Raw genomic sequence first — 13,152 nt, forward strand, 5'->3', positions numbered from 1 at the left:
TGCAGATTCTCGTACTTTCATTAGCAATTCCTGTGCCTTCTCCTCAAGAGCAGCTGCTGCCTCATCAACTGTTTTCTGGTTCGCGACGACGGCATCCAGCTCCACACGCAGCAGCTTATCGAATGATGGGAAGAACCCGGATGGGATACGCTCATCTCTCTCAATGTTGTTCTCCGCCCTGATCTTTGGCGTATAGTACGGATCCGTACTTCTGCCCTTTATGTCCTTCATATAGCCGTTGCGCGAAGGAAGCTGGCCCTTCAGTGTACGAGAGCGGGCCTGCGCCATTTCCGGGCCATTTACGAACTTGACGAATTCCCAGGCTGCACGCTTGTTGGCTGAGTCGGCTGCAACTGCATAGATGAATTCAAAGTCGATACTTGAAGAATCCATTGCAGGATCTATTGGCGCTGTAACTACACCCCAATCTTTCTTGTTATTGATAAGCTCTAGGAATGTGTAAGCATTGCTGATCATCATCGCAGCTTGATCATTATAAAAATAACTTTTTTGCGAATAAATCTGGCCTTCCGGATGGAAAAATACCGTTTTGCTGCGCATCGCATCTGTTGTCTGCTTGATCGCTTTTTTCCAGCCCTCAGTGTTCAGAATCACCTTCTCTCCCTTCGGATCGAACAGCCTCAATCCAGAGGTATCGGCGATTCTAAACAAGAAGTAGCGTAAGCTTCCTATCCATTCGTAGTACCCGTGCACCTTACTGTCTCCGCTTCCGATATTGGCAAATCTCGCAGACAAATCAAACACTTCCTGCCAGGTCATATTGTTCTTTGGCGGTTCGATGTGATGCTCTTTGAACAATGCTGCGTTATAGTATAAAGCCTGTCGATCCACATAAGGAGCAAGCCCATACAGCTTGCCATTGCCTAAGCTTTTAATTCTATCGATTACCCCTGGCAAAAAGCCCTGCATATCATAGTCGTCCTGCCGGATTACATCCTCTAACTCATACAACATGCCATTTTTCGCAAATGATTGAAACATATTTGTCTCCATCCTTAATACGTCAGCACCGGAGTTTTTCAGCAGTTTCTTCATTTCCGCGTCCCAATCTTCTCCGCTAATCATAGGGCCGAGATTTTTGAGCACCTGAACCTGAGGGATGACTTCAACTTCAATCTGCGGATATTTCATATGAAAATACTTCCCGTAATCGCGGTAGAAGGCGTCCTCATCCTGGTAGACCACCTTGATTTTGCTTGGCTGCAATGGCTCAAGCACTTCCTTCTTGCCGAAGCAACCGCTCATTAGGGAAACGATCGTCAGCATCAGTATTGCTATTTTCCATCTATTATGCATATCTTTCTAGCTCTCCTTCTTTGTTTAAGCGCAGTTCACAATGAACCCTGATTTCTTCTATAGTAAAATTCAAAGTTATACAGCTTACGAAGCTTCTTTATTTCTTATTCAAGGCTTCTTCTCCTGTGCTTCACGCGCTTTTAGGAGTACCTCTTGTCCCTTGATCTCCAGCTCGGCTAACGCTTCGTCCACTGATTTCTTATTATCAATAACAGCTTGCATCTCTTTCTGTAGCGGCTTATCGAACAATCGGAAGAAGACATCTGGAACATGCTCATTCATCCATATCGTGTTCCCCTGCTTGACCTTCAGCAGATAGAAGGCTTCCGTGCTCTTGCCGTCGATTTCCTTTGCATAGCCGGTACGTGAGGGGAGCGAGCCGTTTATTGTTCTTGAACGAGATTGGGCCATTTCCTCTCCATTCACGAACTTGACGAATTCCCAGGCTGCACGTTTATTCGGCGAGTCGGCTGCAATTGCAGCGATTTCGAAAAGAGAAATGGATTGCGATGGCTCCGCAGGATCAATCGGCACCGTGACCGCGCCCCAATCTATCGGCTTCTCCCCCTCCACATAAGTAGGCCGCTGCTTCAATTCCGTCATCACGAAGGAATTCGCAATCATCATTGCGGCTTTCCCTTCGAAAAAGTAGCTTTTTTGTGTATACACTTGACTCTCAGGATGGAAATAGACCGATTTATTGCGTACCGCACCCACTGCCAGCTTCATTGCATCTTTCCAGCCCTCTGAATTTAGAAGCACCTTCTCTCCCTTTGGATCGAACAGCCTTAAGCCGGATGTATCAACGATTTGATACATCAGCCTGCCTGGGTCTCCGAAGTATTCATACAAGCCGTATACCTTATTGTCGCCAGCACCAATATTGGAAAATCTCGCAGCCAAATCAAATAGTTCCTGCCAGGTCATGCTGTTCCTCGGTGGTTCGATTTGATGCTCCTTAAATAAGGCCTTGTTATAATATAGAACCTCCCTGTTGAAGGATGGAGCCAGTCCGTACAGCTTCCCGTTGCCCAAACTTTTGATATTGTCCAGCAATCCCGGCATAAAGCCATCCACATCATACTCATCCTGGCGGATCGCGTCCTCCAAATCATACAGCTTGCCATCTTGGGCAAAGAGCTTGAATATATAATCGTCCAGTAAAAATACATCCGCGCCCGAGCTCTCTAGCAGCTTCTTTTTTTCTACAAAATAGTCATCCGCATTAATGATTTTCCCAAGCTTTTTCAGCACCTGCATCTGGGGAATGACTTCAACCTCAATTTGCGGATATTTCATATGAAAATACTTCCCGTAATCGCGGTAGAAGGCGTCCTCATCCCGGTAGACCACCTTGATTTTGCTTGGCTGCAGCGGTTCCAGCACTTCCTTCTTCCCCATGCAGCCGCCTATGAATGACATGATCAATACGAGTAGAACTGCATTTCTCCAACCTTTGTTCATATTTCTTACTCCCCCTCTCCATCTCCGTTTTTCTCCATTTCTGTTCTTTTCCTCGGGGCAGGAAATCGTCTCAGTTTTACTCTCCCAAGAAGCTTTCCTAATATATAACAATCCGGATCATGTGAAATGTGACGCATTGCGAAATTTATTGGGACAGAGAAGTACCCTGATCGGTAATCTGTGCACTTAACGCAAGTCAGTGGCAAGTCATTCAGATGTCAATCGCAATAGGTACGGAATAAAAAAAATCCATCAAAGTGTGAACTTTAACGGATTTTAGACATTCAGATTAGTTATTGTACAAATTTGTGCATTCATATTGTAATTCTATTTTTAGACCAATAACGTCTATTGGCACGGCAATCATGCTGGGCCATCTGATAAAATATACACCGCGTTCTTATCGGCATCCAATGCTGCTCTCATTATCGTTTCATTGCCTTTAACGAAACCGTAATCTTTATTTGTGTTGTCCCATTTCACTTCATATTCCGCAATATCGATATTGAATAATTCCTTGGCAAGCGGAGCGACCACTTCCTTTGCATCTTTTACCGTAATCCTTTGGTCGGTCGTTTCTTTTTTTCTTGTATGATGAAATACGTTCACAATCTTTCCCTTTTTTGCATCCATCTCAAGAGATACATCGTTATCCTTAAGTATCAACCTATGGTAATTTTCTCCGCTATAAACAAGCAACGCCTCTGTTACATTCAAATCATGATCGAAAGCCGTTTTCATCGTTTTTGCTGCTGTTTCCAGCCATTTCGAATCGAGTTCTTTCTTGGCAAGCTTTATTGTAACCTCACTGACAAAATCTGTTCCACTCCTCCATACTGCCTGAAAACCTTTCCCTGTCAAGGCATACGCAAAATGATCTTTTAGTTTCTCTTTTTTTCCATCATAAGGCCGCATTAGAATCGCTTCTTTATCAAGGACGTATGTTTTCTTTTCGTATGCCTTTTTCAGTGCTTTCAGCACCTTCTCCTGAGTCTCTTTGCTGATTTTATCAAGTGGAACCGCTCCGTCTATCGACCATACTCCTCCTTTATCATTAAAGTAGACAGTGTACTTACCATCTACCGATGTAACTTTCGCCTCTGAACCGCCCAATGACTCGGCAACATTCTGCAGCTTAATCTCTTTTCCAGCAAATTGATTTACCGCTTTTTGCAATTTGACGGCCATCGTTTTGTCAATTTGAACCTTCTTATTATTCGTTTGCTCCTGCTCATGCGCTGACTCAGCTCCTGCAGGAATTGGGCCTGCCACTGTACCCAACATACTTGACACGATTATAGCCGCTAGAATTGTTTTGTTTACATTCATTTTATTTCCTCCTAAGTTTCATATTTAAACATCCCTTTTATGCTAACATTGAACATCTAATACTCAACTTAACATTCAATGAATAAAATTTAAGAATAAAATAAGAAATAAATTGCCACAATTCGTCATTTATTTTCCATTTTTGCCGTGCAATCGTTTATCTTCTTGTAGTTCATGCGCGACCCGAAGCGCTTCTTGGCCCTTCGTCTGCAGTTCATTCACCGCCTCATCCACCGATTTCTTATTGTCAATGATGGATTGCAGCGCTTCGGACAACAATAGCCGGAAGGAACTGTTAAAGTCATCAGGGACGTTCTTGTTGCCCCACAAAGCATCCAATGCGGACAGTTCCTTCGGCTTCAATGCATAGAATGCTTCCGTGCTTCTGCCGTCCAATTCCTTGAAATATTCCGGTCTGGAAGGAATGGTAGGGATCATGCCGACAGTCGTTCGAGCTGCCACCTTAGCCATTTCCGTGCCGTTTATAAATTTGACGAGTTCCCATGCGGCCTCCTTATTGCCGGAATCAGCTGCGATCGCATAAATTTCGTGAATGGTTATATTTCCGGTTTCATCGGGTGTCGCAGGATCGATCGGAGCTGTCACAACATCCCAATTGATTTTCTCGGCTTTCTTATTCCTTAAATGCGCCAAATCCCACGGCCTTCCCAGCTTCATTGCAGCCTTACCTGTGAAGAAGAGCCCTTTCTCCGGTTCAATGGGCTGCGGACCTTTATTAGCTGGTGGAATATACAGTGCCTTGCTTCGCACCGCATCCGTCGCCTGCTGGATGGCCTCCTTCCAGCCCTCCGAGTTGATCAACAGCTGCTCTCCCTTCGTGTCGAACAGCCTCAAGCCTGTTGAGGAAGCAATTTCATACATCAGGCTGTCTGCTCCGCCATATTCTTGGGCTAGCGCATACAGATGCTTATCCGTACCGCCTGCATTCGATATGCTTGTCGCCAGTTCAAAAAATTCCCTCCAGCTCATTTGATTTCGAGGAGATTCAATATTATGCTCCTTGAATATATCACGATTATAGTATAATACAGTGGTATCTATAGTGGGGGAGAGTCCATACAATGTCCCCTTGCCCATTGCTTTGAGCCTGTCGGTAAGACCTGGCATGAACCCTTCTAAATCATAACGATCTCGCTTAATGACTCCATCAATCGCATACAGCTTACCGCCTTGGGCAAATTCTTTGAACGATGTCTCATCCAGCAGCAATACATCGGGCTTATACTTGTCCAGCAGTTTCTGCGACTCTTTTTCAAAATCGAATTCAGGATCTCCGAACTTGGAGTACAACTCCGATTTACTCACTACTTCAACATCAATATCAGGTTGCTTCAGTTTGAACAATTGCCCATAATCTCGATAAAATGCCTCTTTATCCTGATAGACGACTCTAATTGTCCCTTTTACCTTATTGAAGGTCTCTACTTCCGATTCTCTACCAAAACAACCGCTTACCAATGACATAATAATGAGAAGCATTATCCCCATTTTCCAGCTAATTCGTCCTCGCAATTCTCTCTCTCCCTTGCTTCGTTATGTATATGTATCTGCATATTCGGGAACCAGAATCGAGATTCCCTTACGATTTCTTCGCTGCCGCTTCACGTACCTTGACTAATGCTTGCTGCCCCTTCAACTCCAACTCCGCGAGCGCTTCATCTATCGTTTTCTGTTTATCAATGATCGCTTGCATTGCTTCTGATAATAACGGGTCGAACAGTTCATTAAACCCGTGAGGAATGTTCTTATCTTCCAACAGCCTTACCCCTTGTTTCGGCTTCAAGAGATAGAATGGCTCCGTGCTTCTGCCTTCCAGATCCTTAAAATAGCCTGTGCGCGTCGGCAGCTTCCCGTTATTCCCCAGCGTGGCGACCTGAGCCATGTCCGTTCCATTTATGAATTGGATAAATTCCCATGCTGCCCGCTTATTTTCAGAATTTGCGGATATCGCATAAATTTCTGACAAATGCACATAGGCAGATTCATTCGGGCTGGCCGGATCGACCGGTGTCGTAACAATACCCCAATCGATCTTCGGCGTTTTTTCATACATCGGAACTTCTTTCAAAAGATCAGTGAACCAGGACTCTTGAAATGTCATCGCGGCTTTTTCTTGGTGAAAAGGCTCGTAATAGCGATCCATACGCTCATTGTTGGCGTCTTGCTCCGGAATGTACACGGACTTATTGCGGATCGCATCAGCAGTCATCGTTACAGCTTCCTTCCAGCCCTCGGATTGAATAAGCAGTTTCTCTCCTTTAGCGTCAACCAGTCGAAGCCCAGAGGCAGCCGCAATATTATACAACAGCTTTTCGGGCTTCTCCGTTTGATACAGGCCATATACCCCCTCGTTCCCGAATCGGCCAGCTAAGTTCAACAATTCTTTCCAACTCATTTTGTCTCGCGGCGGTTCGATATTGTATTCTTTGAACAGCCCGCGATTGTAATACAACACAGGAGTTTCGAAATAGGGCGCCAATCCGAATAGCTTTCCGTTCCCCTTCTCTTTCAACCTATCGATAAGCCCAGGCATGAATCCGTCAATATCATATTTATCCTGGTTGATGACCATATCGAGGTCATACAGCCTCCCATCCTGGGCAAAGGCTTCGAACATGCTCTCATTCAACAGCAATACATCAGGCTTATACTTCTCTATTACTCTCTTCTTTTCTTCATTTAATTCAAAGGAAGAATTCTGCTCGGATTGTTCAAATAACTCATCCTGAGCAATCACTTCAACTTCAATATCCGGATATTTCATTAGAAATAAATTCCCATAATCCCGATTGAATGATTCCTCATCCTGATACACGATCTTAAGCTTCCCTTTGCCGTCTTTCAGCGGCGCCATCTCTGAATTTCCCCCAAAGCATCCACCCAATAGTGACATGATTGTCAGCAATAGAAGTACAAGTTTATATTTTCTATGCATAATTCGCTCGCTTCCCCTTTTATTGTCGTTCGTGACATGATGTATATGTGGAGTACATAGCTCATCGCTTCCTATCAACGATTCCTCTTTTTCCGGTTTCACTGCGTGCTTGCATCAGCACCGCTTGTCCTTTTTCCTCCAACACGGCGGCTGCTTCATCAACCGTTTTTCGATTCTCAATCACTGCCTGCATTTCTGCTCGCATCGGCTCCACGAACATGCGGAAAAAGGGCTCCGGAACATGAGCGTTCCCCCATTTTTTCGCTGTTTCCCTCACTTTTAGCATATAGAAGGCTTCTAGGCTTTTTCCGTCGTATTCCTTCAAAAATCCTGTCCGCGACGGCAATGTCCCGTTATATGTTTTGGAATTGGATTTCGCCATGTCTGCACCGTTTACGAACTTGACCAGCTCCCAAGCTGCCCTCTTATTGGAAGAAGCGGCTGATATGGCGAAGATTTCACGTGAAGATATATTCACGGACTCATCATTTGAATGGACGGGCATGGTTGCGATGCCCCAATTCATTTGGATACCGTTCTGCTTGAGCGACAGCATGAGATCTGGCGAACCAAATATCATGGCCGCTTCTTTGTTCATAAAATGTTTGTTGCTGCCATTCGAATTTAGAATCACCGACCCGCTGCGGACTCCATCCGTGACGAGCTTCATGACGCTTTTCCAGCCGTCCGTATTGATAAGCACATGATCTGCCTTCTCGTCGAATAGCTGTAATCCAGAATCGAAGCCGATATTCAGTACCTCTCGTCCGGGATCGGAATAAGTTTCCTCCAAGCCGTACACGTGTCGGCCGCCACTGCCTTGACCCATAAATCTGTCAGCCAGCTCCAATAGCTCCTGCCAGGACATTTTATTTCTCGGCGGTTCTAGCTGATATTCCTTGAACAAATCCTCGTTGTAATACAGGGCATGTAAGGTGACACTCGGTACAAGGCCGTACAAATCACCCTTGCCTAACGCTTTGAGCTTGTCGATGAGTCCAGGCATAAACCCATTCAGATCGAAGTTATCTTGATGAATGGCTGTCTCCAGGTTATACAGTTTGCCTTCCTCAACGAAGGCTTTGAACATTTGCTCATCTAACAGCAATACATCAGGATTGTATGTATTCAGAAACTTCCTAGTCGCTTCCTCATAATCATTTACATTATTAAATTCGGTAATGAGCTTCGACTTGCTGATCACTTCCACATCAATTTGCGGAAATTGTAATTTGAAGTATTTCCCGTAATCCTCATAGAATGATTCCTCATCGAGATAGACGACCTTGATTGTGCCAGCCTGAAGTGGCTCGAGCTTTTCGTTTTGTTCGGCGCAGCTGCTCAGCAGGGATAAAATCGTCAGCATGAAAATTCCCGTTCTCCATACCTTTTTCATAGATATTCTCCTACTCTCCTTCCAGCATATTTATCGCAAAGAACAGACCAGACGTTTACCAATAAGGGACTCATGTGTTTACTAGGAAGTTAAATTACTTGAGCGTGCTTTGTGACGTAATTGGTGTAATACAGCTTGCCCCTTCTCCTTTAATTCGGCAGCTGCTTGATCTACGGTTTTCTTCTCGTCAATGACCGCTTGCAGTTCTTCCGACAGGATCGGCTCGAAGGCGAGAAAGAAATCACGAGGTACATTCGGGTTGTCCCATATGCCGTCGGCCTTCTGCGGCTTCAATTGATAGAACGGTTCTGTTACTGTTGAATCAAAATCATTCAGATTGCCCATGCGCGTCGGCGCGTAGTCATAAACAAAGCGTTGGAAGTATGTCCCCATTGTTTCCTTGCCATTGATGAATTTGACGAATTCCATCGCAGCCTGCTTGTTATCAGAATCTGCTGCTACTGCATACACATAGGGCAGCTTCATATTCGCCTCTGCCAACTTCGGATTGCCAGGCGGCGACAGGACGCCCCATTTTTTGTGTAATTTTCTCTTATCGTCCGGCTGCATCACATCTTTATGAATAAAGGATGGATCACCGATTAACATGGCAGAATCCCCATCTAAAAAAATCCCATCATGGGTCATGTTGCGCTCTTTCGGATGAACGAGCAGCGCACGGCTTCTCACTGCTTTTGTCATTTTCTTTATGACATGCTTCCATCCGTCTGTATCGATCAGCAGCTTCTCCCCCTTCTCGTCGAACAAGCTCAGTCCGGAAGAAGAACCGATCTGGTACATCATCGCCGGGGCGGCGGAGTACGTATGATAAATGCCGTGAAAATCCCGCTTCCCCGAACCGGGATCGGAGATTTGTCCAGCCAGCTCCAGCACCTCATCCCATGTCATATTGCTTCGTGGAGGAGCAACGTGATGCTTCTCGAACAAGTCCTTATTGTAAAATAAGACCTGTCTATAGAAAAAGGGCGCTATTCCATACAGCTTCCCGTCCCCTCTGCTTTTCAATCGATCGATCAGACCTGGCATAAATTCATTTAGATGAAAACTTTCATCTTGCAGATCAGCCTCCATGTCATAGAGCTTCCCTTCCCGGGCGGTATCCGCGAACAGGTTCTCGTCAACAACAATGACATCCGGCTTGTGTCTGTCTAGGAACTTTTTCTGCCCCTCGTAAAACTCATCGAGAGATTTTCCATTCTTGAACTTGGCAAATTCGTTCGTCTGGACAATAAATTCGATTTGATCCACTGGATAGTTCATCATTTTTATTTTGTCGATATCGACGTAGTACGCATCTTCATCCTGATACAGCACCTTGATTTTGCTTGTCTGTATGGACTCGTCATGCTCTAGCGTCTTGCCGGCACATCCACTTATCAATGCGATTATCATAAGGAGTGTGATTGTGACTCTCGATTTCCCCATACTTGCTGCCTCTCCTTCCTCGCTCCTAAGACGCTATTCATTTTCTAGCTCTATGGTGAACTCTAGCTCTTTCAGATAATGTTTTTCGATTTTCCGGGCTTCTAAAGACTCATAATCATACAAAAAAGGCTTGATCGTAATCGACTTCGGTTTTTGCCGGAATGGCTCGAACATCAAATCCAATCCATAATCATTCGACTCTTCGTACTTATTAGCTAATCCTCCAAGTCCCGCATGTATCAGTCCTTTCGCCTTGTTCCCCTGATCATCGAACACGTCTGCACTGAACAGCAGGTTATCGCGCAGTCCAAAGTCATTTTTCGGACCTATAAATTTATCGGGAACATGCTGCATTTCTCCTATTCCTCTCAGCATCACTCGTGTCGTGATTGGGGTTAACTCCAATTTCTCAAGCGACAGGCTAAGACCGTCATAAGATTTCGTAATATTCTTTGTAAATTTAATATTTTTCGTATTCTTCTTCACCGGAATATTGAACATGAACACCTCCCGAACTCCCGATAATGATACATTCATGCGGATATTGAACTCATCGGGTAGCGGTTTCGGCTCGCTGCTGAGATTTCCATTTCTCGTTACTGAGGGTTCACTCCAACTAACTGAAATACCCGAATCTGGGTCTCCAGGAATTTGGTACATACTTAAACTTAAGTCGTATGTTATCTCCTCAAGTGAAGAGTCCAAGAAACGAATTCGACGAATTACTCCCCTATCGTCTGTTAAAGAGGGACTGAACAGATAAGAAGACAGATTTTCGCCTTCACGCTCCCACGTAAAAGCCAAGCGGATGCCATCATAAACTATGTTTTTAATCCGAAGCGTAACCCCGTCATGAGTGATGGATTGATTGATTTTTGTAACCAGATTGTTATCAACCGCGTAAGAAAGGCCAAAATCGCCGGTTTGCTGGAACACGACGCCGATGAAGGGCAGCTTGCTTAATGCATGCGCCATCGTTGATGAGACGAACCCGCTTCCAACTACACCGCCGCTAATAACGGCTGCTAAGGAGGCAGCGATCAATGCTGGCTTCCAGATCGATTTCTTCTTCGCTGCTTTTTCTTCCCGAATCCGATTCATGATCCGATGACTGTATGTATCGACCGGCATTTCGGTATCGTGAATGATCTGTTCTATCTGATTGATTTCTTGATCAGTCAGCTTAGTTCGGTTGGACCATTTCGCCATTCGCAAAGACCTCCTTATCGTTATTCCGAAGCTTGGTACGCAGCCGCTCATATTTCTTGCGAATCGCAGCTGGATTACTGCCTATAATGTCCGCTATCTCAGTAAAGCTATATTGCTGAACTGCTCGAAGCAGCAGAATATGCCTTTCCTCCACTGTCAATAGTTCGAGCATATTCTCAATGATTGATGCATGATTGATAGGAACAGGATTAGGTGCAATCTCTCTACTGCGCAAGAGCAGCCGATACCAGCGTTTTCTCTTCTTCAGTACATTCATGCTGTGGTTATATGCAATCTTATACAGCCAAGCCGAAAAGTTCGTGTTCTGTATGTATTGATTCAGATTGCGGTAGGCCTGTAGGAAAATCTCCTGCAAAGCATCTTCTGCTTCTTCTCGATTCGTTAATAGATAATAGCAATAGCTGTACATTTGCCTCTCGAAATGATGAATAAGGATTGCAAAAGCTTCATCATCTCCTTCCTGCACCTTCACAACAATTGCCTCAATAAATTGCTGCTTCTGTTGTCGTTCACCCGGGCTGGATAGTTCCACAGGTTCACCTCCCTTGATGCTCTCCAACCTCTATAACAACCGTAATCTCCGATTTGTGACACGTGGCCAAAAATAAAAAAACAGATAGCGCCAACCGAATAGTTGTTCTATCCGATTGGCGCATACTGCTTATCCGTTCCGGTATTCAATTCAAAAGATTTGTTCATTAATAAGGTTAGTATGTAATCAGTTTCTTGCCTGCCTTGAAACTAAATGGAATGCTGGCCATTATGACAACACCAGCAATGATCGTACTGATAATAAGCTCACTTACTGAAATAACATTTGCAGTAAGCCCTGTCTTCATAATGAGGCTATCAATCGGAACGATGACCAATAGGCCCGTAAATAAACCTGGCGAATAGCAGCGTTCGATAATCGTCGATATCAAATGCGGGAAGATGATGTTAAAGATCATTCCACCCACATAGCCGAAATACGCATATTTGAACAATGCAACGTCTGGATAGATGATATATAGGGCTGTAATCAAATAAGCGAATCCAGTCACCCAAAATAAGCCAAACAAAAACTGATCCTGAGTAACGGCTTTATGCATCTTCACCTTCCCAGCTGCGGAAGATTGTCTGGTGAGCCACACTGCTTCTTCTAAGTTATGTATCGTAAATGCGAACAAAAACAAGATAATAATAGAACTATTCATATTGTATTCCTCCTTATTGGAACATTCAAGCAATACCAAGTATTCTTACAAAGAACATCTTATGTTTACTTCAACCCATTCAAGAGAAAATGAACGGTGCATTCAGCAATCTCGTCAACACTCTCTGCATTCTCTTCTTTGACTGTTGTCTCGAACAAGTCATCTAGCGCAGGTACATTTCGAGTGAAAATGAGTGCTCCTATGATAAAGTGCAGCGTCTGCTTCAAGGAAGTGAATTGGAAGCATCCCTTCGCTCTACCCGCCTCCAGTATGTCGCGAAGCTGCTTCCACAATGTATAGACATAGGCTTGCAATTTCTCCATACGCGGACTTTGCATAATGATCTCCTGCTGCAGCAAGTTAATGAGCTCAGGCTCTGTCTGACGCAGGCGAACAAATTCACGTATAAAATTCGCAAAGTCTGCCTCCGGATCTTGCAACGCATAGGTTGCCATTGCATAATTGGGAATCGACGACTCAAATAGCGCATAAAACACCTTTTCCTTGCCGCCAAAATGGTACGAGACAAGCGCAAGCGCTACTCCCGCCTCTTCGCAAATTTGCCTTACCGTTGTTCCTTCGAACCCATTGCGTGCAAACAGCTTCTTCGCCGCGCCAAGAATCTTTGCCTTCACGTCATTTGTGTCTTGAACCATCTTTGTTCTCCTCTCATGTTGTTATTGATGAATAATAGGAACTGCGAATATGCTGGCCCCATTTATTGAACACTTGTTTTGAACGATCGTTTTGAACATATGTTCAAAACCCTATATTCCCATCCTACTCCTCTATAACAGCAGTGTCAACCCTAATATGTA

General features: G+C 44.5%; 11 protein-coding genes. All 11 read right to left on the reverse strand.

The annotated features are described in order from the left end of the window. A partial coding sequence (locus ABN764_RS14110) for an ABC transporter substrate-binding protein (protein WP_446672258.1) occupies nucleotides 1-1,317 on the reverse strand: 1,317 nt, incomplete at its 3' end. Nucleotides 1,318-1,425: 108 nt separating this feature from the next. Beyond that, nucleotides 1,426-2,781, reverse strand: coding sequence for an ABC transporter substrate-binding protein (locus tag ABN764_RS14115; RefSeq protein WP_446672259.1), 1,356 nt, complete (start codon nucleotides 2,779-2,781; stop codon nucleotides 1,426-1,428). Between the two features lie 363 nt (nucleotides 2,782-3,144). Further along, nucleotides 3,145-4,110: a hypothetical protein gene (locus tag ABN764_RS14120; protein ID WP_446672260.1), complete on the reverse strand. Its 966-nt coding sequence runs from the start codon at nucleotides 4,108-4,110 to the stop codon at nucleotides 3,145-3,147. A 129-nt stretch (nucleotides 4,111-4,239) separates the two neighbouring features. Beyond that, complete coding sequence (locus ABN764_RS14125; RefSeq protein WP_446672261.1) at nucleotides 4,240-5,643, reverse strand: ABC transporter substrate-binding protein; 1,404 nt, start codon at nucleotides 5,641-5,643, stop codon at nucleotides 4,240-4,242. Between the two features lie 67 nt (nucleotides 5,644-5,710). Further along, complete coding sequence (locus ABN764_RS14130) at nucleotides 5,711-6,985, reverse strand: ABC transporter substrate-binding protein (protein WP_446672262.1); 1,275 nt, start codon at nucleotides 6,983-6,985, stop codon at nucleotides 5,711-5,713. Between the two features lie 142 nt (nucleotides 6,986-7,127). Further along, on the reverse strand, nucleotides 7,128-8,462 hold the full coding sequence (locus ABN764_RS14135; RefSeq protein WP_446672263.1) for an extracellular solute-binding protein: 1,335 nt from the start codon (nucleotides 8,460-8,462) through the stop codon (nucleotides 7,128-7,130). 81 nt (nucleotides 8,463-8,543) lie between these two features. Beyond that, nucleotides 8,544-9,908: an ABC transporter substrate-binding protein gene (locus tag ABN764_RS14140; RefSeq protein WP_446672264.1), complete on the reverse strand. Its 1,365-nt coding sequence runs from the start codon at nucleotides 9,906-9,908 to the stop codon at nucleotides 8,544-8,546. A gap of 33 nt (nucleotides 9,909-9,941) precedes the next feature. After that, nucleotides 9,942-11,117, reverse strand: coding sequence for a DUF4179 domain-containing protein (locus ABN764_RS14145; RefSeq protein ID WP_446672265.1), 1,176 nt, complete (start codon nucleotides 11,115-11,117; stop codon nucleotides 9,942-9,944). Then, nucleotides 11,092-11,670, reverse strand: a complete 579-nt coding sequence (locus tag ABN764_RS14150) for an RNA polymerase sigma factor (protein ID WP_446672266.1) — start codon at nucleotides 11,668-11,670, stop codon at nucleotides 11,092-11,094. The genes ABN764_RS14145 and ABN764_RS14150 overlap by 26 nt, the downstream gene beginning before the upstream one ends. A 175-nt stretch (nucleotides 11,671-11,845) precedes the next feature. Continuing rightward, nucleotides 11,846-12,334: an HXXEE domain-containing protein gene (locus ABN764_RS14155; RefSeq protein ID WP_174810179.1), complete on the reverse strand. Its 489-nt coding sequence runs from the start codon at nucleotides 12,332-12,334 to the stop codon at nucleotides 11,846-11,848. 65 nt (nucleotides 12,335-12,399) lie between these two features. Further along, nucleotides 12,400-12,990 carry a TetR/AcrR family transcriptional regulator gene (locus tag ABN764_RS14160; protein WP_315746762.1) on the reverse strand — a complete coding sequence of 197 codons (591 nt, stop codon included), beginning with the start codon at nucleotides 12,988-12,990 and terminating at the stop codon, nucleotides 12,400-12,402. Nucleotides 12,991-13,152 lie beyond the last annotated feature (162 nt).

This window comes from Paenibacillus wuxiensis, assembly GCF_040195695.1.
Taxonomy (GTDB): domain Bacteria; phylum Bacillota; class Bacilli; order Paenibacillales; family Paenibacillaceae; genus Paenibacillus_B; species Paenibacillus_B suaedae.

What these genes read in the sequence shown, in the direction of transcription:
- ABN764_RS14115 (WP_446672259.1), bottom strand. Translation starts at nt 2,781, where the DNA reads ATGAACAAAGGTTGGAGAAATGCAGTTCTACTCGTATTGATCATGTCA.
- ABN764_RS14120 (WP_446672260.1), bottom strand. Translation starts at nt 4,110, where the DNA reads ATGAATGTAAACAAAACAATTCTAGCGGCTATAATCGTGTCAAGTATG.
- ABN764_RS14130 (WP_446672262.1), bottom strand. Translation starts at nt 6,985, where the DNA reads ATGGCGCCGCTGAAAGACGGCAAAGGGAAGCTTAAGATCGTGTATCAG.
- ABN764_RS14135 (WP_446672263.1), bottom strand. Translation starts at nt 8,462, where the DNA reads ATGAAAAAGGTATGGAGAACGGGAATTTTCATGCTGACGATTTTATCC.
- ABN764_RS14140 (WP_446672264.1), bottom strand. Translation starts at nt 9,908, where the DNA reads ATGGGGAAATCGAGAGTCACAATCACACTCCTTATGATAATCGCATTG.
- ABN764_RS14145 (WP_446672265.1), bottom strand. Translation starts at nt 11,117, where the DNA reads ATGGCGAAATGGTCCAACCGAACTAAGCTGACTGATCAAGAAATCAAT.
- ABN764_RS14155 (WP_174810179.1), bottom strand. Translation starts at nt 12,334, where the DNA reads ATGAATAGTTCTATTATTATCTTGTTTTTGTTCGCATTTACGATACAT.
- ABN764_RS14160 (WP_315746762.1), bottom strand. Translation starts at nt 12,990, where the DNA reads ATGGTTCAAGACACAAATGACGTGAAGGCAAAGATTCTTGGCGCGGCG.